The sequence below is a fragment of the Bacillus atrophaeus genome, from assembly GCF_001584335.1.
Lineage (GTDB): Bacteria > Bacillota > Bacilli > Bacillales > Bacillaceae > Bacillus > Bacillus atrophaeus.
The window spans coordinates 163,286-184,572 of record NZ_LSBB01000019.1 but is presented as its reverse complement, the minus strand read 5'-3'; the positions used below and the strand labels follow the sequence as shown (position 1 = coordinate 184,572).

At 41.1% G+C, this 21,287-nt stretch carries 22 protein-coding genes, 2 pseudogenes and 1 other annotated feature; of the genes and pseudogenes, 14 read left to right on the top strand and 10 right to left on the bottom strand.

Features of this window, described 5'->3' with window-relative positions; translation table 11 throughout:
- Positions 1-172 precede the first annotated feature (172 nt).
- From murC to motS, 8 genes are all read left to right on the top strand, one after another.
- Positions 173-1,471, top strand: a complete 1,299-nt coding sequence (gene murC / locus AXI57_RS13255; protein WP_003325031.1) for a UDP-N-acetylmuramate--L-alanine ligase — start codon at positions 173-175, stop codon at positions 1,469-1,471.
- 156 nt (positions 1,472-1,627) lie between these two features.
- A complete protein-coding gene (locus tag AXI57_RS13250) occupies positions 1,628-2,050 on the top strand; it encodes a DUF948 domain-containing protein (RefSeq protein ID WP_003325032.1) in 423 nt (140 codons plus the stop codon).
- 34 nt (positions 2,051-2,084) lie between these two features.
- The gene (locus AXI57_RS13245; protein ID WP_003325033.1) at positions 2,085-2,552 is read left to right on the top strand and encodes a YtxH domain-containing protein; all 468 of its coding nucleotides are present in this window, start codon (positions 2,085-2,087) and stop codon (positions 2,550-2,552) included.
- Positions 2,553-2,576: 24 nt separating this feature from the next.
- A complete protein-coding gene (gene ytxJ / locus AXI57_RS13240; RefSeq protein ID WP_003325034.1) occupies positions 2,577-2,903 on the top strand; it encodes a bacillithiol system redox-active protein YtxJ in 327 nt (108 codons plus the stop codon).
- 233 nt (positions 2,904-3,136) lie between these two features.
- Positions 3,137-4,213 carry a bifunctional 3-deoxy-7-phosphoheptulonate synthase/chorismate mutase gene (locus AXI57_RS13235; RefSeq protein ID WP_010789523.1) on the top strand — a complete coding sequence of 359 codons (1,077 nt, stop codon included), beginning with the start codon at positions 3,137-3,139 and terminating at the stop codon, positions 4,211-4,213.
- Between the two features lie 301 nt (positions 4,214-4,514).
- Positions 4,515-5,519: a catabolite control protein A gene (ccpA, locus tag AXI57_RS13230; RefSeq protein ID WP_061670340.1), complete on the top strand. Its 1,005-nt coding sequence runs from the start codon at positions 4,515-4,517 to the stop codon at positions 5,517-5,519.
- Positions 5,520-5,595: 76 nt separating this feature from the next.
- Entirely contained in the window at positions 5,596-6,417 is an 822-nt protein-coding gene (motP, locus tag AXI57_RS13225) for a flagellar motor protein MotP (RefSeq protein WP_010789521.1), read from the top strand.
- On the top strand, positions 6,407-7,126 hold the full coding sequence (motS, locus tag AXI57_RS13220; protein WP_061670339.1) for a flagellar motor protein MotS: 720 nt from the start codon (positions 6,407-6,409) through the stop codon (positions 7,124-7,126). Before motP ends, motS begins: the two co-directional genes overlap by 11 nt.
- Before the next feature lie 10 nt (positions 7,127-7,136).
- Here the strand turns inward: motS and AXI57_RS13215 are convergent, their stop codons facing one another.
- The 3 genes from AXI57_RS13215 to AXI57_RS13205 are packed head-to-tail and all read right to left on the bottom strand — an operon-like array spanning position 7,137 to position 9,605.
- The gene (locus AXI57_RS13215; protein ID WP_061670338.1) at positions 7,137-8,306 is read right to left on the bottom strand and encodes an acetoin utilization protein AcuC; all 1,170 of its coding nucleotides are present in this window, start codon (positions 8,304-8,306) and stop codon (positions 7,137-7,139) included.
- Complete coding sequence (locus AXI57_RS13210; protein WP_061670337.1) at positions 8,303-8,947, bottom strand: acetoin utilization AcuB family protein; 645 nt, start codon at positions 8,945-8,947, stop codon at positions 8,303-8,305. Before AXI57_RS13210 ends, AXI57_RS13215 begins: the two co-directional genes overlap by 4 nt.
- A gap of 25 nt (positions 8,948-8,972) precedes the next feature.
- A complete protein-coding gene (locus AXI57_RS13205) occupies positions 8,973-9,605 on the bottom strand; it encodes a GNAT family N-acetyltransferase (RefSeq protein WP_061670336.1) in 633 nt (210 codons plus the stop codon).
- Positions 9,606-9,766: 161 nt separating this feature from the next.
- Here AXI57_RS13205 and acsA point away from each other — a divergent pair, with 161 nt between their 5' ends.
- The 3 genes from acsA to sr7p all read left to right on the top strand — a co-directional run bounded on the left by acsA (position 9,767) and on the right by sr7p (position 13,353).
- Positions 9,767-11,485 (top strand): acetate--CoA ligase, encoded by a 1,719-nt coding sequence (gene acsA, locus AXI57_RS13200; RefSeq protein WP_061670335.1) that lies wholly within the window; start codon positions 9,767-9,769, stop codon positions 11,483-11,485.
- Positions 11,486-11,535: 50 nt separating this feature from the next.
- Positions 11,536-11,774, top strand: a binding site (T-box leader).
- A gap of 49 nt (positions 11,775-11,823) precedes the next feature.
- Positions 11,824-13,092, top strand: a complete 1,269-nt coding sequence (gene tyrS / locus AXI57_RS13195) for a tyrosine--tRNA ligase (protein ID WP_061670334.1) — start codon at positions 11,824-11,826, stop codon at positions 13,090-13,092.
- A gap of 132 nt (positions 13,093-13,224) precedes the next feature.
- On the top strand, positions 13,225-13,353 hold the full coding sequence (gene sr7p, locus AXI57_RS22295; protein ID WP_255265369.1) for a small protein SR7P: 129 nt from the start codon (positions 13,225-13,227) through the stop codon (positions 13,351-13,353).
- Positions 13,354-13,441: 88 nt separating this feature from the next.
- Here sr7p and AXI57_RS13190 read toward each other — a convergent pair whose 3' ends face one another.
- A complete protein-coding gene (locus AXI57_RS13190) occupies positions 13,442-14,323 on the bottom strand; it encodes a LysR family transcriptional regulator (protein ID WP_061670333.1) in 882 nt (293 codons plus the stop codon).
- 134 nt (positions 14,324-14,457) lie between these two features.
- Here AXI57_RS13190 and AXI57_RS13185 point away from each other — a divergent pair, with 134 nt between their 5' ends.
- On the top strand, positions 14,458-15,426 hold the full coding sequence (locus tag AXI57_RS13185) for a DMT family transporter (RefSeq protein WP_061670332.1): 969 nt from the start codon (positions 14,458-14,460) through the stop codon (positions 15,424-15,426).
- Between the two features lie 589 nt (positions 15,427-16,015).
- On the opposite strand, the gene AXI57_RS13175 is transcribed toward AXI57_RS13185, so the two are convergent.
- The 6 genes and pseudogenes from AXI57_RS13175 to AXI57_RS13155 all read right to left on the bottom strand — a co-directional run bounded on the left by AXI57_RS13175 (position 16,016) and on the right by AXI57_RS13155 (position 19,572).
- Positions 16,016-16,627 carry an alpha/beta hydrolase gene (locus tag AXI57_RS13175; RefSeq protein ID WP_061670330.1) on the bottom strand — a complete coding sequence of 204 codons (612 nt, stop codon included), beginning with the start codon at positions 16,625-16,627 and terminating at the stop codon, positions 16,016-16,018.
- A gap of 89 nt (positions 16,628-16,716) precedes the next feature.
- Positions 16,717-16,914 (bottom strand): annotated as a pseudogene (locus AXI57_RS20945) (flavin reductase family protein); the annotation flags it as partial.
- Positions 16,915-16,975: 61 nt separating this feature from the next.
- A complete protein-coding gene (locus tag AXI57_RS13170) occupies positions 16,976-17,914 on the bottom strand; it encodes a ring-cleaving dioxygenase (RefSeq protein WP_061670329.1) in 939 nt (312 codons plus the stop codon).
- Between the two features lie 137 nt (positions 17,915-18,051).
- The gene (locus tag AXI57_RS13165; protein WP_003325053.1) at positions 18,052-18,450 is read right to left on the bottom strand and encodes a DoxX family protein; all 399 of its coding nucleotides are present in this window, start codon (positions 18,448-18,450) and stop codon (positions 18,052-18,054) included.
- 62 nt (positions 18,451-18,512) lie between these two features.
- A complete protein-coding gene (locus AXI57_RS13160) occupies positions 18,513-18,866 on the bottom strand; it encodes a MarR family winged helix-turn-helix transcriptional regulator (protein ID WP_061670328.1) in 354 nt (117 codons plus the stop codon).
- 259 nt (positions 18,867-19,125) lie between these two features.
- A complete protein-coding gene (locus tag AXI57_RS13155) occupies positions 19,126-19,572 on the bottom strand; it encodes a MarR family winged helix-turn-helix transcriptional regulator (protein ID WP_003325056.1) in 447 nt (148 codons plus the stop codon).
- Between the two features lie 256 nt (positions 19,573-19,828).
- Between AXI57_RS13155 and AXI57_RS22370 the strand changes: the two are divergent.
- A pseudogene (locus AXI57_RS22370) lies at positions 19,829-20,367 on the top strand (NADPH-dependent FMN reductase).
- 198 nt (positions 20,368-20,565) lie between these two features.
- Positions 20,566-21,210 (top strand): isochorismate family cysteine hydrolase YcaC, encoded by a 645-nt coding sequence (gene ycaC, locus AXI57_RS13145; RefSeq protein ID WP_003325057.1) that lies wholly within the window; start codon positions 20,566-20,568, stop codon positions 21,208-21,210.
- The last annotated feature ends 77 nt before the right edge of the window (positions 21,211-21,287 follow it).

The following is a 21,287-nucleotide window of genomic DNA, read 5'->3' as shown; positions in this document are numbered from 1 at the left end:
CGTTAATAAATTATAATATGAAATGTTTAACCGGGAAGAAAAAGCCGGATAATAAAAATAAGCGAAAAAAATAATCGGAAAAGCCGCCGTCGGCTTTTTTGCCGCTGCGGTTGCAAATTGAAATGAACGTCATATACTGGGGAACAGATAGACGTTTGTTGGAGGTACAATTATGACTGTTTATCATTTTGTTGGAATAAAAGGGACAGGTATGAGTCCGCTTGCCCAAATACTTCATGATACCGGATATACTGTCCAAGGATCGGATATCGAAAAACAAATTTTCACGCAAGCCGCTCTTGAAAAAAGGAATATTCCTATTCTTCCTTTTAGCGCTGACAACATTAAAGCCGGCATGACTGTAATTGCCGGAAACGCGTTTCCTGATACACATCCTGAAATAGAAAAGGCGCTGTCTGAAGGAATTCCGGTCATCAGATATCATAAATTTCTTGGTGACTACATGAAAAAATACATCAGCGTAGCCGTAACGGGCGCACACGGCAAAACATCGACGACGGGCCTTTTAGCCCATGTGATGCAGCAGGCAAAACCGACTTCTTTCTTAATAGGGGACGGAACCGGAATGGGGAATGAAAACAGCGAGTATTTCGTGTTTGAAGCATGTGAATACCGCCGCCATTTCTTAAGCTATCAGCCGGACTACGCGATCATGACGAATATTGATTTTGACCATCCAGATTACTTCTCCAATATTGACGACGTGTTTGATGCGTTTCAAAACATGGCTCTTCAAGTCAATAAAGGCATTATTGCCTGCGGGGACGATGAGTATTTGCCGAAAATCCATGCGAATGTGCCAGTCGTTTATTACGGCACGGGAGAAGAGAATGATTTTCAAGCAAGAAACATCGTAAAGAATACGGAAGGGACAACATTCGATGTCTTTGTCCGTAATACATTTTATGATACATTCTATATTCCGGCGTACGGCCACCATAATGTGCTGAACTCATTGGCGGTCATTGCATTATGCCATTACGAAGAAATTGATGTGAACATTATCAAGCTTGCCCTTCAATCCTTCGGCGGAGTGAAACGCAGATTCAACGAGAAAATACTCGGAGATCAGGTATTAATTGACGACTATGCGCATCACCCGACTGAAATTAAAGTAACCATTGAAGCAGCCAGACAGAAATTTCCGGAGCGCGAAATCGTCGCAGTATTTCAGCCTCACACGTTTACGCGTACGCAGTCATTCCTTGACGAATTCGCAGAAAGCCTGAGCGCGGCTGACTGTGTTTACTTATGTGATATTTTCGGCTCGGCGCGTGAAAATATCGGCAAACTGACGATTGCCGATCTTCAGGAAAAAATCGACAATGCGAAGCTGATTGACGAAAACGATACCTCTGTTTTAAAGGCTCATGATCAAGCGGTTCTCATTTTTATGGGAGCGGGAGATATTCAAAAATACCTTAGAGCCTACGAGAACGTCATAGCATAGTAAAAAAGCAGTGGGGCTCTCACTGCTTTTTACTTTGCACTTAATAAAGGAATTTAACGAAACATGAAGAATTATATGTTTACAGCCCATTTATATATGTTTATGATTTCAAATATCGGGTAAACACCATTATATCCTGCAATAAGGAGGTATTAGATGATTATTATTCTCTATTTAAGCGTTGCACTCATCGCTGTAGCATTTCTCATCTTAGTGATCTATTTGTCCAAAACGTTAAAGTCTTTGCAGGTGACATTAAAAAATGTTGCATCAACACTCGACGGGCTTGAAGGACAAATGAAAGGAATCACCGCTGAAACTGCCGAGCTTTTACATAAGACCAACCGCTTGGCGGAAGACATCCAAGAAAAATCAGAAAAACTAAACACGGTCGTTCATGCTGTTCAAGGTGTGGGAACTTCTGTCCAGCAGTTCAATACATCCATTAAGCAGGCAGCAGGGTCTGTATCGACATCAGTGAGAGAGAACCAAGATAAGATCAATCAAGTCGTCACCTGGAGCCAAGCAGCGATGGAGATTTGGGAAAAGTGGAAGCAAAAGAAAAAAGCATCTCTTTAATCATAAGAAAACCATACAATTAGGAGGAATAATTATGAGCAAAGATGGAATTAATAGTAAAGATTTTCTTATCGGTACACTAATCGGAGGAATCATCGGTGCAACCACCGCCCTTTTCCTAGCACCTAAATCAGGTAAAGAACTGCGAGACGATCTCGGAAATCAAGCGGTTGCCTTAAAAGACAGAACTGACAGAATGACAGCAGATGCCAAGGAAAAAGGTTCTGAATATGTAAGCATCGCAAAAGACAAAACATCAAATATTACACAGCTTGTAGCAGATCAGTCAGGCCAGATTATGAATAAGGTGAAGGACTTAAAAGACCGCTCCAAAAATACAACTGACACTGCAAATTCTGATTCAAACGCTGCTCTTAACGAATTGGGAGAAGAAGCGAAAAAAGCGGCACAGCAAGCAAAAGATCAAGTCGCCCAAACGAAAGACGAAATCAAAAGCGAAGTAAAAGATGCACAAGCGCAGGCTGAACAAGTGAAGCGCTAAGTATGAAAGGAGAATTATGTCATCATGGCGAAACAGCTGATTCAATCTGAGGAAGAATTTAAAAGCATTGCAGAAAAGGAAGACAAGTTTGTGTTCTTTAAGCACAGCTTGACATGTCCGATCAGCCAGGCCGCTTTTCATGAATTTGATGCCTTTGCGGATAAACATGAAGAGGTGCCTGCATACTACCTGCAAATTCAAGAGAGCCGGCCTCTCTCGAATTTCATTGCTGAAACATACGGAGTCAAACACGAAAGTCCTCAGGTTTTTGTCATCCAAAACGGAGAAGTCAAATGGCATACCTCCCATTCACAAATTACAGAAAATTCAATAGAACAGCATATTTCATAAAAAAAGCCGCCAGATTGTATCTGGCGCTTTTTTTTTGAAAAAACTATTGATCATTTCAGTCATATCATGTAGGATTACATCATACAATACTTTATCACTTAAAAGCGTTTGGGTAATAAAGTAGAATTTCGCGATAATTTTGTCATTTGATGTTTCTATTTAGGCACAATTATAGTAAGATGCATGTTAACCATGAAAATAAAAAATGAATGTGCAGGGAAAGGATGAAGAAGATGAGCAACACAGAGTTAGAGCTTCTCAGACAGCAAGCAGACGAATTGAATTTGCAAATACTAAAATTAATCAACGAGCGCGGAGCTGTTGTAAAAGAGATCGGTAAAGCGAAAGAAGCGCAGGGTGTAAATAGATTTGATCCGGTCAGAGAACGCACAATGCTTAACAATATCATTGAAAATAATGACGGTCCATTTGAAAATTCTACTATTCAGCACATTTTCAAAGAAATTTTCAAAGCCGGATTAGAGCTTCAAGAGGAAGACCACAGCAAAGCGCTGCTAGTCTCCCGTAAGAAAAAAGCTGAAGATACGATTGTCGATATTAAAGGCGAAAAAGTCGGAGACGGAGAGCAGCGCTTTATCGTTGGCCCTTGTGCCGTTGAAAGCTACGAGCAAGTAGCGGAAGTCGCAGCCGCAGCCAAAAAACAAGGCATTAAAATCTTGCGCGGAGGAGCATTCAAACCGCGTACAAGTCCTTATGATTTCCAAGGATTAGGTGTCGAAGGCCTTCAAATATTAAAACGGGTGGCAGACGAATTTGATCTTGCCGTAATCAGCGAAATCGTCACTCCGGCTCATATTGAAGAGGCGATCGATTACATTGACGTCATTCAGATCGGCGCGCGAAACATGCAGAACTTTGAATTGCTGAAAGCCGCGGGTTCTGTGAAAAAACCTGTTCTGTTAAAACGCGGACTTGCCGCAACAATTCAAGAATTCATCAATGCCGCAGAATACATCATGTCACAAGGAAACGACCAGATCATCCTTTGTGAGCGCGGAATCAGAACATACGAAACAGCAACGAGAAATACGCTTGATATTTCTGCTGTGCCTATTCTTAAACAAGAAACTCATTTACCGGTCTTTGTTGATGTCACACATTCAACCGGCCGCCGTGATCTCTTGCTTCCGACAGCTAAAGCAGCGCTTGCGATCGGCGCTGACGGCGTGATGGCAGAGGTTCACCCTGATCCGTCTGTCGCGCTGTCTGACTCTGCGCAGCAAATGGCGATTCCGGAGTTTGAAAACTGGCTGAACGAGCTAAAGCCAATGGTCAAAGTAAAAGCGTAACCCAACGCGATAAATGCCGAAAAGGCCCGCTGTGAAGCGGGTCTTTTTTTATTCCAGACGGCTTGGCGTTTCTTTGTTTATTTTAATTATAAAACCCAAGTGAACGTTTTCATCCTTTGTAAAAACGTGTATAATTTCATGAGGAATAGTAATTTGATGAATAATGAAAAATAATGTACACTAATGACTTACGCTTACAATCATAAACGACAATAATTGAAGACAATACGACAATTCTTTACATAAAGTGTTTATGCTATAGATAAGGATAAGTGTATCCAGTAAAAGGAGTGGTTTTAGGATGAGCAACATTACGATATATGATGTAGCGAGAGAAGCAAATGTAAGTATGGCGACCGTTTCCAGAGTTGTGAACGGCAACCCGAATGTAAAACCTACGACTAGAAAAAAAGTCCTTGAAGCCATTGACCGCCTCGGCTACCGCCCGAACGCAGTGGCAAGAGGTCTGGCAAGCAAAAAGACAACAACAGTCGGTGTCATTATCCCTGATATCTCAAGCATCTTTTACGCGGAGCTTGCGCGGGGAATTGAAGATATCGCAACCATGTATAAATATAACATCATATTAAGCAACTCTGACCAGAACTTGGAGAAAGAGCTTCATTTATTAAATACGATGCTCGGCAAACAAGTGGACGGGATTGTATTTATGGGCGGAAATATTACGGACGAGCATGTGGAAGAGTTCAAACGCTCACCTGTGCCGATCGTTCTTGCCGCATCAGTTGAAGAGCAAGGGCAGACGCCTTCGGTCGCTATTGATTACGAACAGGCGGTATATGACGCGATAAAGCTTCTGATCGATAAAGGGCATAAGGATATTGCCTTTGTTTCCGGACCGCTTGCAGAACCGATCAACCGCTCCAAAAAGCTGCAAGGCTATAAAAGGGCTCTTCAAGAAGCAGATCTTCCGTTTCAAGAGCAGTTTGTCGCAGAAGGCGATTATACGTATGATTCCGGGCTTGAGGCATTAGACGGTTTAATGAGCCTTGAGAAAAAACCGACAGCCGTCCTTTCTGCAACGGACGAAATGGCGCTTGGGGTTATCCATGCCGCTCAAGACCGCGGTTTGTCAATTCCTGAAGACCTTGAGATTATCGGTTTTGACAATACAAGATTAAGCCTGATGGTCCGTCCGCAGCTTTCAACGGTCGTCCAGCCTACGTATGATATTGGCGCAGTTGCCATGAGACTGTTAACAAAGCTGATGAATAAAGAGCAGGTGGAAGAGCATATTGTCGAATTGCCGCACCGCATTGAATTAAGACAATCAACCAAGTCATAAGAAAAAAATCAAGAAAGCAAGCTTCACTCTTTTCGGTGAAATCCTTGCTTTCTTTTCATCTGAGTGGGGAGAAGCTATGAAACGTTTTGATTATCTTACACCCGTTGGATTTGTATTAGGGAGCATCATTATTGTTATCGGTATTATATCCGGCTCAGGATTGAGCGGTTTTCGTTCATTCCTTGACCTGACTTCTTTCTTTATCGTAACAGGCGGTCTTTGCGCCGCTATTTTTGTCAGTTTTCCGCCGAAAGACTTAAAGAAAACGCCTTCTGTTTTAAAGCAGGCTTTCATTCGCAAGGAAGACAATGTCAAAGATCTTGTGAAAACGTTTGTCAGCCTTTCAGATCAGGCGCGAAAACAGGGGCTTTTATCGCTTGACGAGCAGGCGCGTGTCATCAAAGACCCGTTTTTGAAAAAAGGGCTTCTATTAACCATTGACGGCTGGGACGAAGAAACGATCCGTCTTGTCATGGATTCTGAGATCGCCGCAATGGAAGAAAGGCACCGGAAGGGACGGCGGGTGCTTGAAAAGGCGGGAGAGTTTGCTCCGGCGTGGGGAATGATCGGAACACTTGTCGGGCTTGTGCTGATGCTTAAAAATTTAAATGATCCGGGAATGCTTGGTCCGAATATGGCCGTTGCGCTGCTAACAACCTTATATGGTTCGCTATTAGCAAATATGGTATTTAATCCGATTGCCGCAAAGCTTGAAGAAAAGACAGAAAGTGAAATTTTTACGAAGCAAGTGATGATTGAGGGCATCATCGGCATACAGTCCGGCAAAAATCCGCGTAATCTGGAAAGCCAGCTCGTTGTGTTCAGTTCTCGGGAAGAATGGCGCAAGCTGCAAAACAGTCAAGTGAACTCGAAAAAGGATTCCGTGCATGAAGCTTAGAAGAGACCGTTTTAACAGAAGAAATGGGACTAGGGATAACCGAAATCAGTCATCAAGCTGGATGGTGACCTTTACGGATTTGGTTACGTTAATACTTGTGTTCTTTATTTTGCTCTTTTCGATGTCGCAGATAGATGTGCAAAAATTTAAATCAGCGGTCAAATCGATTCAAAAGGAAGGCAGCGGAATTCAGCCTGACAATACGGCTATCAATACATCTGATGCCGCACAAAAGAAGCAGGATAACCGGCAGGATGAACTCTTGCAGAAAGTAAATACATATATTCAAAAGCATAATCTCAGCGCCAAAATGACAGCAAAACGCGATGAGCGCGGAGTGATTCTCGTTTTACAGGAAGCCGTGCTTTTTGATACCGGCGAAGCCGCCGTTCTGAAGGATGCAGAGACGCTTCTCCACCAAATTGCGGTGCTGCTGCAAACCATGCCAAACGAAATACAGGTGGAAGGCCATACCGACAGCCGCAATATATCCACATACCGATATCCGTCTAACTGGGAGCTGTCTGCGGCAAGGGCCAGCGGTGTCATTCAGTATTTTACATCAAAAGAAAACCTTCCTTCCAAGCGCTTTATCGCTGTAGGTTATGCGGATACTATGCCCGTGAAAGATAATAAAACGGCAGATCACATGAAAGAAAACCGCCGTGTGGAAATCGTAATTAAAAAGTCAAAAACGACCTCTTCGTAAAGGTCGTTTTTTATTGATTTGTTTTCTGCCGTTGTTCATTTCTAATGGCATGCAGCGCTTTAGACACTGTTTGGGCGTTTTTTTCTGTGATTTCAGCCCTGCGGGGAATAGGAGGATATAAATCATCCGGATCACTCCAGAAAGCGGGCAGGGGAACGGGAGACTGCTTTTGCCATTTTGCAATCCATTCTGCCGGAATGTCAGAGCCGGGGTTTATGCCCTTCATTTCAAGCCAAATTTTGCTCCATGCTCTCGGCACGACACGCCAAATATCATAACCGCCTCCTCCGACCGCGATCCATTTTCCGCCGCAATATTGGTGGGCCAAGGAATGGGCAAGCCGGGGAATCTCATCATAAATGGCGATCGTATTAGATAAGTGTGTCAGCGGGTCGTAATAATGAGCATCGGCTCCATTTTGGCTTACAATCACATCTGGTTTAAAATAGGCCGCAATTTCAGAGACTGCGGTTTGATAGGCGGCAAGAAACGAGTCATCTTCCGTAAAAGCGTCAAGCGGAATATTGAACGAGTACCCGTAGCCTTTTCCGCTGCCTTTCTCTTGTATTTGGCCCGTACCCGGAAATAAATACCGCCCTGTCTCATGAATGGACACTGTGCAGACATCAGGGTTGTCATAAAACGTAAATTGCACACCGTCTCCGTGATGGGCATCGGTATCAATATAGAGCACCCGGGCCTGATATGTTTTTTGGATATATTGAATAGCAACAGAACTGTCATTGTAAACGCAAAAGCCAGAGGCTCTTCCGCGAAATCCATGATGAAGTCCTCCGCCTAAATTGGCGGCGTGTCTGGCTTGTCCCGTCATGACATAATCTGCGGCAGTCAACGTTCCTCCGACCAAAAGAGACGCAGCCTCATGCATCCCGGCGAAGACGGGCGTATCTTCGGTGCCGAGCCCGTATCCTTCTCCCTCTGTCACGGGAAGCTTTCCGGCGCCGGCTGATTTCACTGCCTGAATATAATCTTCAGTGTGAACAAGAGCGAGTTCCTCCTCTGTTGCAAAGCGCGGACTGACAATGTCTCCCTCTTCGAACGCATTCAATGACTGAAGTAAATCATATGTTAACAAAACACGCTGCTGGTTAAAAGGGTGTTCCTGATGAAACATGTAGGTCTGATAGGAAGGCGAATAGATAAACACACTGTCTTTCATGGCTTATTCCTTTGTTCTGCCGGCCACACGATATGATGTCCCTGTTGATTTAATTCATTCAGAAACGGCAGCGGATTCATTGTCTGAATGCGGAACACCAATACTTTTGAGCCGAGATCTTCATCAGGATAAACAAGCACGCTTAGAATTTTGATCTGAAGGTTTTGGCAGATCAGACTGACATCAGCAAGGCTTTTGGTCACATTGTTTACCTTCAATTCAATTTGCGAACCAGGCTGGTCAGCGCCCGTCAGCTTGACAAATGTCCGCAGCAGATCGGTTTTTGTGAGAATGCCGACCAGCTTCTGATTCAGCACAATCGGCAGGCAGCCAATGCCGCGCTCATAAAAAACAGCTGATATTTCTTCTACAAAGTCAAGCGGATGAGCACAAACGACATCTCTTTTCATGAGAGATTCAAGACTTTTTTTTAGGTAACGGCTTCGTTCCCCTTCTTCAAAAATGCTCGGGCTGGCTTGTTTGATATCCCTGTCGGTAATTAAGCCGATCACATGCCGATCATCATTAATGACAGGAATATGCCGAATGCGGTGCTGTTTCAGTTTATGAATCGCTGTTTCAATTGTATCCGTCTTGGTCATTGTTATAACTTCCCGTTTCATGATTTGCTCTGCGATCATCTTTTTTCCCCTTTTTCTGTGTCAGTTAATACATAAAACGATGATAAAAGCGCAGTCTGTCAAATTGCTCAATCGAATCCTGGCTCACATTTTTTCCAATTCGGGCCATCAGGCAATTTGCCGGATGTGAGCTGATTTCCGGTTCGTCAGTCGCAAACCAGACCAGCCCGCCTGCATTCATCATTTTTTCCATGAGCTTGCGGTACTCCCACACATCCTTTTTCATTCCTTTTAAATCCCAGTGCCAGTAATACTCGGTAGTCATCACGATATAGTTTTCCATCTGCTCATCCATCATGCTGACTGTCAGGAGCGTCTTCCCGACAGAAGCCCCTCTGAAGGCCGGGGCAACCTCAATTGCTCCCAGCTCAAGCAAATCCTCCATTTTCCCTTCAGACCATCTTTCCAGCGGGTCAGGATACAAATACGTGACATAACCTACGACGGTCTGCCCGTCTCTGGCAATGATAATCCGCCCTTCAGGAAGCCCTGCAATGTCAATTAATGCTTCGTGCTGCTCATGATGAGGACGAAACGCGGTCAGACCTTCATGAAACTCATAACTTGCTAAAATCTCTGGCGAAATAGGCCCTTCGATGACTAAGGCGCCTGTTGCTGTTTTTATTTCTGCAGAATGGTATGTTTTATGATGTTCCACTTATTCACCGTCCCATCGGTTGTGGTTAAAAAGCACTTCTCTTTTAAGAATATCAAAAATTAAAGCGTTTTCAATATATATAATAATATATTTTAAAAATTGAGAAAAATGTGAATGTATACTATAATGGGGTTGACAACTACGCAAAGGGGGAATTTTGCATGGAATTGAAAGCGTTACCAGTTGTGAAAGGGAATTATAACCTAGAAAATTATGAAGAAGCATATCAGCATTTTGACTGGGCAGAAGCAGAGAAAAATTTCTCCTGGCATCAAACAGGGAAGCTGAACGCAGCCTATGAAACGATCGACCGTCACGCCGAATCGTTTCGAAAGAACAAAGTAGCGCTTTATTACAAAGATGCAAAACGGGAAGAAAAATACACTTTTAAAGAAATGAAGGACGAAACCAATAGAGCCGGGAATGTGCTGAAGCGGTATGGAAATGTGGAAAAAGGGGACCGCGTTTTTATTTTTATGCCGAGAACGCCTGAGCTCTATTTTATTATGCTAGGCGCTATAAAAATCGGAGCAATAGCCGGACCTTTATTTGAAGCCTTTATGGAGGGAGCGGTAAAGGACCGTCTCGAAAACAGTGAGGCAAAGGTTGTAGTTACGACACCGGAACTGCTTGACAGAATTCCGGCTGACCGGCTCCCGCATTTACAGCATATTTTTGTGGTTGGAGGCGAGGAAGAGTACGGCGGCAAAGTGATTGATTACAATGAAGCAGTGAAAGGCGAGAGCACGAGGCTTGAAATCGAATGGATGGACAAAAAAGACGGCTATCTGCTTCACTACACCTCGGGCTCAACAGGTACGCCAAAGGGAGTGCTGCATGTTCATGAAGCCATGATTCAGCAATATCAGACAGGTAAATGGGTGCTGGATTTACAGGAAGAAGACATTTATTGGTGCACCGCAGACCCCGGCTGGGTGACCGGCACGGTGTACGGCATTTTTGCTCCGTGGCTGAATGGGGCAACCAATGTAATTGTAGGCGGAAGATTCAGTCCTGAAAACTGGTATGAAACGATTGAAAAACTTGGTGTAAACGTATGGTACAGCGCGCCGACCGCTTTCCGCATGCTGATGGGCGCGGGAGACGAAATGGCGGGCAAATATGATCTCACCTCCCTCCGCCACGTCCTGAGTGTTGGAGAGCCGCTGAATCCTGAGGTCATCAAATGGGGGCATAAAGTCTTTGACAAACGGATTCACGACACATGGTGGATGACTGAAACAGGCGGACAGCTGATATGCAATTATCCTTGTATGGACATTAAACCAGGCTCAATGGGGAAACCGTTCCCCGGAATAGAGGCAGCGATCGTGGATCATCAAGGAAATGAACTTCCGCCGTACAGAATGGGAAATCTGGCTATTAAAAAGGGCTGGCCGTCTATGATGCATACGATATGGAACAACCCGGAAAAGTACGAATCCTATTTCATGCCGGGCGGCTGGTATGTTTCTGGAGATTCTGCTTACATGGATGAAGATGGGTATTTCTGGTTCCAAGGCAGGGTGGATGACGTGATCATGACGTCAGGTGAACGCGTCGGCCCGTTTGAAGTGGAAAGCAAGCTCGTCGAACACCCGTCGATTGCAGAAGCGGGCGTCATCGGAAAGCCTGACCCGGTGCGCGGCGAAATTATCAAAGCGTTTATCTCGCTCAGAGAAGGGCATGAACCTTCTGACAAGCTGAAAGAAGACATCCGCCAATTCGTCAAGCAAGGTTTGGCGGCGCATGCGGCACCGCGTGAAATTGAGTTTAAAGATAAGCTCCCTAAAACACGGAGCGGAAAAATTATGAGACGTGTATTAAAAGCATGGGAGCTGGATCTGCCGGCTGGAGACCTGTCAACAATGGAAGACTAAGCACGTTGACATCAGATTTTATTTATGATAAAAATGAAATAGCTAAATATGAAAAGGTAAAGATTGAGACAAGTAGAATATCCGATTTTGTCCCAGAGAGCTGATGGCCGGTGAAAATCAGCACAGACGGATGCTTCGAATACACTCATGAACCGCTTTTGCAAACAAAGCCTGATGGGGCTTTCAGTAGTGAAAGAACGGATCTGATCCGTTATCAGACAAAGTGATAAGAGAGAGTATGCCCTCTTCTTATTAGTAGGGTGGTACCGCGATAACAATCGTCCCTTCGTGTAAACGAAGGGGCGTTTTTATTTTGATAAAAAAGGAGCAGCATACTTATGACAAATTTACTTGAAGACTTATCCTTTAGAGGATTGATTCAGCAAATAACTGACGAGGAAGGGCTGAATAAACAGTTAAATGAAGACAAAATCCGCTTATACTCAGGCTTTGACCCGACTGCGGACAGTCTGCATATCGGGCACCTGCTGCCGATTCTGACGCTTCGCCGTTTTCAATTGGCTGGCCATCATCCGATCGCCCTTGTAGGCGGTGCGACAGGACTGATTGGCGACCCGAGCGGCAAAAAAGCCGAGCGTACATTAAACACGGCGGACATTGTTGTGGAATGGTCACAAAAAATCAAAAATCAGCTATCAAGATTTCTTGATTTTGATGCAACCGAAAACCCTGCTGTTATGGCAAACAACTTCGACTGGATCGGGAAAATGAACGTCATTGATTTCCTTCGGGATGTCGGCAAAAACTTCGGCATTAACTATATGCTGGCGAAAGATACAGTCAGCTCAAGGATAGAATCAGGCATTTCATATACAGAATTCAGCTACATGATTCTGCAATCGTTTGACTTTCTGAATCTGTACAGAGACCAAGGCTGTAAACTTCAAATCGGCGGAAGCGATCAGTGGGGCAACATTACGGCAGGCCTTGAATTGATCAGAAAATCAGAAGAAGAAGGGGCAAAAGCATTCGGTCTCACCATCCCGCTAGTGACAAAAGCGGACGGCACCAAGTTCGGAAAAACCGAAGGCGGCGCTATCTGGCTTGATAAAGAAAAAACGTCACCGTATGAATTTTACCAATTCTGGATTAACACAGATGACCGTGATGTTGTAAAGTACTTAAAATACTTCACGTTCTTATCAAAAGAAGAAATAGAAGCATACGCTGAAAAAACGGAAACAGCGCCTGAGAAGCGGGAAGCGCAAAAGCGCCTTGCAGAAGAAGTGACGGAGCTGGTGCACGGACGTGAGGCCTTAGAGCAAGCGATTAACATTTCGCAGGCATTGTTCAGCGGCAACATTAAAGAGCTTTCTGCTCAAGACGTAAAGGTAGGCTTTAAAGATGTACCTTCGCTTGAAGCGGAACGCAGCCAAGAGCTGACTTTAGTGGATGTACTGGTGGAATCTAAATTGTCCCCGTCTAAACGCCAGGCGCGTGAAGACATTAAAAACGGCGCAGTCTATATTAATGGCGAACGCCAAACAGAAATCGGACACATTCTGTCTGCGGAAGACCGTATTGAAGATCAATTTACCGTCTTGCGCCGAGGGAAGAAAAAATACTTCCTGATCACATATAAATAAGAAAAAAACATCCTTTGCCTTAAACGGCAAAGGATATTTTTTGTTTAGCGCATAGACATTAAGGAAAAGAGTATATTAGATAGGGCAAACACGACAGATCATCACCTTATAAAGCAGGAAGGAGAGCTCACTGTGAATCTCTTGTGTACGATTGCGAAAGAAAGATTGCAGCGGGATTATTGGGAGCAGCAGGAACAAAACCGTGTTGTCCGGTGTGACTCAGAGGATGAATCAGACGATCAAAAAACCCCGACCGCATAGCGGTTGGGGTTTTTCCTTTTCATGAATGGGCTTCTGCCGGCGTATAAGGACCGAAAATGAAAATAAAAAACCCTCATTATGGGGCCATTTATTTGTCTTGTCCAGAGTGACAGCGATTCACTTCATAAGCTGCAATTGTTTGTAAGAAGCTTTGCAGTGAGTTTGTTATATAAGTATCTTTACGATGAATAAAGACAGTTGAAATGATACTGTGTTTTTCTGGAATTTTGTGTAAATATACTTTTTCATCCACTGCAAGGTGCTTGACCACAGATCGCGGGACGAGGGTAATACCCAGGCCAAGTGCTACACTGCTTAAGATTGTTTCTAATACACTGAATTCCATAATCCTTTTAGGCATAATTTCTTCTTCTTTTAACCACTGTTCTAGTTTAGAGCGATACCCGCAGCCCTGGCTAAATACTAAAAAGGGTTCAATCGAAAATTCCTCCAAATTGAATGTTTTATTTCTTGTAACTAAAACAAGTTCTTCGAAACACACGTCATATTGCTGAATCTGCGGATGCTTAATCGGCCCTGTAACAAAAGCGCCGTCTAACCGAAATTCGATGACATCTTTAACTAAATCTTCTGTTAGGCCGGCCTGTATAGATAAATCAACATTTGAAAACTGTTTATGATAGGAGGCTAAAATCTTTGGAAGGCTGCTGACAGTTTCAACTGTGCCAATATTTAATATACCTGTAGGTGTTTCACTATCTAGAAATACTCGCTTAAGCTCTTGCAAATCAAGCAAAATTTTGCTTGCGTATTCTAGCATTTTGCGGCCTTCCGAAGTTAATGACATCCCGCGTTTATGTCTATTGAATAATGGCGTCCGTAATTCTTGCTCTAACTGCTTAATCCTCGCTGTTACATTAGATTGGACGTAATTTAATTCAACAGCAGCTTTACTAATGCTTCCCTTTTTAGCAACACACTGAAAAATTTGTAAATCACGCAGTTCCATAAAATTGGCTCCTTTCTTAGATATCATTATAAATGATCATAATGTTCATTATAGGTTATTTTACATGATATTAACTTCATTATAAGATATGGATTGGAATTTAATCCACTTATTTTTTGAAGGGAAAGAATGTAATGAAAAAAAATCAAGTTTTAGTCGGAGCACTTTTATGTTTAACAGCTAGTATGTCTTGGGGAGCCATGTTTCCGGTTGCAGAAAGGGCCCTAAAGTATATTAATCCTTTTTATTTCTCTTTACTGCGATATGTAGCAGTTAGTATCATTTTAGGTGCATTGCTTTTATTTAAAGAGGGGAAGAAATCGTTTTGTTTTGAAGGAAAAGGGAAGGGCCTGTTGTTTTTTGGAACAATGGCGTTTACAGTATATAATATTCTGATTTTTTTAGGTCAAGATTTAATGGGGCATAGTGGGGTAATTGCTGCTTCTATTATGGAATCTTTAATGCCGATGATTTCCATTGTTATTATGTGGGTTTTGAAAAATGTTAAACCAATGAAACACACCTTCATAAGTATTTTTATTGCTTTATCAGGGGCAATTCTTGTCATAACGAATGGTAACTTATCATTCATTTTCACGTTGAAAGAAAGTTTTATGCCTATCCTTTTCATGTTTATAGGAGTTGTAGGCTGGGTTGTTTATTCTATGGGCGGTAATCATTTTAATGAATGGTCAACACTTCGCTATTCGACTTTAACATGTATTCTAGGAACATTCATATCAGGTATCGTAACATTCTTTGCCACTGTATCAGGTTTCCTATCTGTGCCCACGGCAGAAGTCATTGGACATATTTATCCTGAGATGGCTTTCATGATTATTTTCCCTGGCGCCATTGCACTTTTATGCTGGAATTTAGGTATTAAACTGTTAACGCCGATTAATGGCATTTTATTTATTAACTTAGTTCCAATCACTACATTAGCGATTGTTGTTTTACAAGGAGGAACAATTACACCATTCGAATTGCTGGGAACATTTTTAGTAATGTACGGTTTAATTCAAAATAATTATTACCAAAGAAAAAATCTTTCTGCCAAAATGGGAAATTTGAATTCCAGAAAGCTTAATAGGGGGTATTAGAATGGACCTCTCGTCTCTTATAATCATTCTTGGAATAGCAGTAATATGGGAATTGGCAACGATTAATAAGAATGTGCATAAAATTCATAGACAGAATGAAGAACTACTTAAGCTGTTTTATGAAGAAAGTAAAAGAAACCAGTAAGAATACGGCCTTTTTGTGAATTTGAAGAGAGGAATTGACGGTTAGAATGGATGAATTATGAGGAATAGCAGCAAAAGCAGGGCCAGCAGAAACAGGTAATTTAAAAACAGTTAGTATCATCTTTTTTTGTCTTATCATGCTACATTACATTGCTTCAATCGGGCGTATAAAATGGCTTTTATATCAATAGAGCATTACAAAGTCAGCACTCTTTATGGGGTGCTTTTTTATATTCTCTGTAAATTGCTTCCCGTAAATCTCACGAGAGACAATTGGAGGTTACTTTATGTTAACTATTATTGTTGAATTTCCTGTAATAAAAGGAAACCCTTTGCTAATGCTGAGCAAAGGGTTTTTGGATATGGGGGAATATAGTAGTCAAATTTTATTCCACATCATGCTTTCGTTTATCATAAGGCATAGTGTCACATCTACTTATTCATACTATTTTGACTGTATTTTTTGATACCATTGGGCTGCAGCTTCTACCTCTTCAATTGTCAATTGATGACCATTGTTTTCCCAATGAAGTTCTACAGTTGCATTAGCTTTTTCTAATAAAGATTGAAGTTCAGTTGATTCCATTGGCGAGCATATTGGATCATTCGTTCCAGCAGCAATAAACACGAACTTACCTGATAAATCTGGTAGATTAATTCCTTTTCTCGGTACCATAGGGTGGTGAAGAACGGCACCCTTTAAGGCATTTTTATAGTGAAATAATAAACTAGCTGCTATATTTGCCCCATTTGAGTAGCCAATGGCGATAATATTATCGCGGTCAAAACTATATTTTTCTGCTGCCCCATCAAGAAATTCATTTAATTCTTTTGTTCTGAAAATAAGGTCTTCTTCATCGAATACCCCTTCAGCCAATCTGCGGAAGAATCGTGGCATTCCATTTTCTAATACATTGCCTCGAACGCTTAAGACAGAAGCTTTATCATCAATTCTTCCCGCAAGAGGCAACAGATCTAATTCATTTCCACCAGTACCATGAAGTAATAATAATGTCGGTTTTGTTGAATCTTTCCCTTTATTGAAAATATGCTTCATTATTTATCTCCCTCCAGAACACGAACCTCTACTTGCGGTAAGGTATCTTTCTCAACATTTTGTTCGTCAACAATATGAACCACAAATTACTTAGATTCGATAATATTTCTCGCTGCATCTTTTTGTTTCCTGTCGGATCGTTGAATAGATAACGAAATCATAGGAGGGGTCGATGATACAATATTAAAGTAGCTAAATGGCGTACCATTCAAAACTCCATCTTTTGAAATCGTAGTGACAAAAGCAATTGGTCTAGGTATAATGCTTCCTATTAAAAATTTATAAATTTATCTTTCAGACATAGAGCCTGGCTCAATTGAAAGCAAAGAAGTTATTCCCTTCACAAGATTAATCTAGTTCTCTTACGTCAAACGGCAGTAACACTTGTTCAATTTTCTCCCTATGAGGCTCATATTGTGATGGAAGCTTCAAATTTTTGCCCATTGTCTCTTTTGATTCATCATGAGCAAATCCTGGAGGATCAGTTGCAATTTCAAACAGGATTTCTCCATATTCTTTAAAGTAAATCGCATTAAAATAATTTCTGTCTCGTACAGGTGTGACATCATATCCATTTGCTGCAATATATTCTTGCCAGTCTAATTGGTCTTGATCGTCAATAGCTCGCCATGCAATATGGTGTACGGTGCCAACTCCCATTTGTCCACGTCCGATAGGAGTCAATTTAAGATCAATAATATTCCCTATATCAGCTGTAGAACGATAGCGAGCGAAATCTCCTTCTTTACCAACCAATTTAAGTCCCATTACCTTTTCGAGTAATTCTGCTGTTTTATTAGGTTGAGTTGATAGCAGGGTTGCTCCCCCAAACCCTTTAATAGCGACTTCAGGTGTAACATCCCCAAAGCTCCATGTATTGAGTTCTCCTTCTTCTCTTTCAACAATCTCCAAGTGAAGGCCGTGAGGGTCGTCAAATTCTAAATATTGTTCTCCAAAACGTTCCACTTTAGTAAACACAATGTTGAACTTTTCTAGTCTTTGTTCCCAGAATTCCATCGCACCTTTAGGCACTACATAAGAAGTGACGCTTACTTGACCGCCTCCTATTGTACCTTGGTGAGCACCTGCCCATGGAAAGAACGTAATAATGGTTCCCGGCTTACCACCTTCATCGCCAAAATAAAGGTGATACGTACCAGGGTCATCAAAATTGACGGTTTGCTTAACTAAACGTAAACCTAACACGCCTGCATAGAAATCGACATTCTCTTGTGGATGCCCTACGATTGCTGTAATGTGGTGAATACCCATTGTTTTTTTACTCATTTTTAACACTCCTCTGTTATAGTTCTTAAAACTTAATTATTTAATTAAAACGGCTTGAAAGGTTACTATATACTGCTTACAAAATATGGATTTGATAATATTTATTTCGTGATCGAAAATCTCTAATTCGAGATATATTAGAATAAAAATGTATCAACAGCATATTGACCAGGACCTGTTAAAGCAATACCTATTGTAACAGCAAGTAAAGTTAGGTTATATTCGTATCCATTGTTTGTTACCCATAGTCCATTTGCTCCATGTACTTTTACAATAGCCATTACCATTGTTCCTGCAATGATGATTCCTGCAAGGGGAGTTAAAAAGCCTAATGCAAACATAATTCCTCCAAAAAGTTCTGATAATCCTGCTAACAGAGCCACCGTTACTCCAGGTTTCATGCCAATGGATTCAAACCAGCCTCCTGTACCTTTTAAACCATGACCGCCAAACCAACCAAATAATTTTTGAGCACCGTGACCAACAAAAAGTAAACCAATGATTAAACGAATGATTAATAAACCGACACTTAGCATTTTAAATCCCCCTTAAATATTTTTATCTTGAATTCGAGATAATTTATTAAAAAAAATGAGAGCTAAACTTTATTCTTTACCTTTTTTAAAAGATGAACCAATGTCTCCGATTCATCAGGACTTAAGGAATCAAACATATTATCAATTACCTCATGATGTTTAGGCATAGTTTTTTGCGTTAATTCATTTCCAGTCTCCGTTAATGTAATGTGTATCACTCGGCGATCCTCTCTCCAGGTATTTCGACTTAATAGACCTCTTTGCTCCAAACTATCTATAATATAGGTCATTGAACTACTTGAGATTAATATATTTTTTCTAATTTGTTGAATCGTTTGTTTCCCTCTTTGATAAAGGACCTCTAAGACAGAAAACTCTGTGATATTTAGGTTGCTTTTTGTTATTTCTTCTTTCATGAACTACTTTAGATGTTTTCATCAATACTAGAAAGGGAAAATTTATGCATTTTCTCTCCAAAATTTAAATATCTTTAATTTGAATATCTTGAATATGAGACAATTGTAATACGTATACAATTTTCTGTCAACGTTTATTTTTTCTATATTTTTGAAGGTTAAAAAATTTATAGTTGAGGCTGTAATTATTGTACCTTTATTATCGAAGAACCATAGTTTACAGGCACTATTAACAGCAGGACTGATAGACTAATATCTCCTATGGTTTTTGAATTTTCCTAAGTAAATTTAAAAGTTGCTTTTTCTCCTTGTAATTCAAGTTGGAAAATTGAGATGCCTGAAAATGCTCTTGTTTCGGAACAACTTCATAAAAAAACTCTTTTCCTGCCTTAGTCAATGAAAGGTATTTGGTTTTCCATTCTTGTTCTCGTTTAATTAGCCCTAATGCTTCCATTTTACTTAACAGTTGAGTAATATTTCCTTTCGTAACCAAAAGCTTGTTTGCTAGTTCTTGTTGGGATAATCGGTCATGAGAACCCACTTGAACTAAGACATCGAATTGGGCTGTCGATAGATTCCACTTTTTCAAATGCTGATTGGATTCTCGTATACTCTGGTTATATATTCGAGCTATTCGGAACCATAACATTAAACCTATTCGTTCCTCTTTTTTAGATGAGGAGTGATTTGTTATGTTTTCTTTCATGAATGTCACCTCATTCATCTTTTATTTCAATCAGTCTAGGGATAAACTGATGTAAAGTCAAGTTTAAATACGTCCAACTTGGATACGGAGAAACCAGTATTATAGGTGAAATATCTAGAAATAGATAGTTCACATTTAAAATAAGAATGATTGCTCGATGGCAATGGGATCAGGTATAAGGTCACTTCTTTCGTTTGTAATATTGAGGTATTATAGTGATTAATTTCAAAAGGGAGGAAATGATGTAACCAAAACCATTGGACTTATTTGTGGTAGCTTACGGAAAGATTCTTATAATCGAATTATTGCTCAATCATTGATGGATATGGATGATTCCATCCAATTTCGTTGGATCGAGATTAATGAGCTTCCCTTGTTTAACGAAGACTTGGAAAAAGGTGGTGCTCCAGAAACAGTGACATCATTTAAATCTTCTATTCAGGGTGTTGACGGTATTATGATCGTGAGCCCAGAGTATAATTCTGGAATTCCAGGCGTATTAAAAAATGCATTAGACTGGGCATCGAGACCTCGAGAATCCTCTGTTATGAGCAGAAAACCGGTTGGATTAATTGGAGCAACTCCAGGGGAGTAGGGACTGTCTATGCTTAAATGCAAATTAGAGAAATACTAGAAACAATGCATGTTCCTGTTCTTCCATTTCAGAAGGTTCTCATTTCACAAGTACATGAAAAGATTGATGCTGTACTTACTGATGAAAGAACAAAACGCTACCTTCAGAGTTATTTACACCAATTTGTAAATTGGATCGATCACAGTCTTGTTCCAGATTAATAGAAGGAGGTCAGTATTTTTAAGAATATGTACATTTTTCTAACTTTTATGAATAATATTGACAATTAATCGGTTTATAATTAAACTGATAAAGCAATCAGTTAAGTGCTAAATTGATTGTACCTAATGAAGAAGTTTAAGATGGATTTTCCAATACATAAACTTTCTTCGATTACTTTAATAAAGGGGGACTTTAGAATGTCTGATTTATATTCTCGTATTTCCAAAGATGATGCTGTCGTGCTTTTAGTGGATCATCAAACAGGCCTTATTTCCGGCTTAGTGCGTGATTATGGTGTGGATGAATTCAAGAACAACGTTATGGCTCTTGCTAACACAGCTAAGTTTTTTGATTTACCTGTGATTTTAACAACAAGCTTTGAAAACGGACCTAACGGGCCATTGATGCAAGAATTGGTTGAGCTTTTCCCTCACGCGCCAAAAATAGCACGACCTGGACAAATTAATGCATGGGATAATGAAGAGTTTGTTAAAGCAATCGAAGAAACTGGAAGAAAACAACTTATCATCGCAGGTGTAGTTACGGATGTTTGCGTTGCTTTCCCTGCACTTTCGGCTATTAAGGCAGGGTATGAGGTATTCGCTGTTACGGATGCTTCTGGAACAGTCAGCAAACAAGTGGCAGATGCGTCTTTAACTCGTATGGCTCATGGCGGTGTGCAGCTTATGAACTGGTTTAGCGTAGCATGCGAATTACAACGCGATTGGCGTAACGATGTAGAGGGCTTTGGCAATTTACTTTCTAGTCAACTTCCTGGTTATCAAAATGTAATTGGAAGCTATAAGGGAGCTCAGCGAGATCTTAGTAAACAAAATGCATAAATTGAGCGCTGATGTAATCAGCGCTCCTTTTTAAATAAGAAGTATAGCAAGGCTTAATTTTACGATTACAACTGAAA